This is a genomic window from Aminobacter sp. P4_D5 (assembly GCF_056401815.1).
Genome location: NZ_JBFUIP010001102.1, coordinates 1 through 580, shown reverse-complemented (window position 1 = coordinate 580; position 580 = coordinate 1). Strand labels below are relative to the sequence as shown.

Here is a 580-nt window from a genome sequence, read left to right as displayed (position 1 = left end):
CATCGAGATCACCGACGTCCGCATCCGCCGAGCCGACCTGCCGGAGGAGAACACCCAGGCCATCCTCAGCCGGATGCAGTCGGAGCGCGAGCGCATCGCCCGCGAGGCCCGCGCCGAGGGCTTCGAGGTCGCCGCTCGCATCCGGGCACAGGCCGAGCGCGACCGCACGGTCCTGCTGGCCGAGGCGGAAGCCAATGCCGCCATCCTGCGCGGCACCGGCGAACAGGAGGCCATCCGGGTCTTCGCGGAGGCCTTCCAGCGCGATCCGGAGTTCTTCCAGTTCTGGCGGACCATGCAGGCCTATCGGGAGGTCTTCTCGACCGGTGAATCCCGCATGGTGCTGACACCGGAGAGCGACTTCTTCCGCTATTTCCGGGATATGCCAGCGCGTGCCGCGGCGCCGAACCCGGCGGCGGCCGTCCCGGCAGCGCAACCTCCCGCGCCGGCGGTGGTTCCTCCGCCGGCCGCTCCGGCTCCGGCGGAAGGCGCGGCAGCGCCGCGCTGACCGAGGGGATAAGGCTGGCGTGCTTGGCGCGCCGGTCCTAGCCTCCATTTATCCATGCCGGGCGGTGTTTTGCCG

At 71.2% G+C, this 580-nt stretch carries 1 protein-coding gene; it reads left to right on the top strand.

Annotation, left to right across the window (positions count from 1 at the left end):
- A partial coding sequence (locus AC1DWF_RS36905) for an SPFH domain-containing protein (RefSeq protein WP_476843385.1) occupies window positions 1–505 on the top strand: 505 nt, incomplete at its 5' end.
- Between the last annotated feature and the right edge of the window lie 75 nt (window positions 506–580).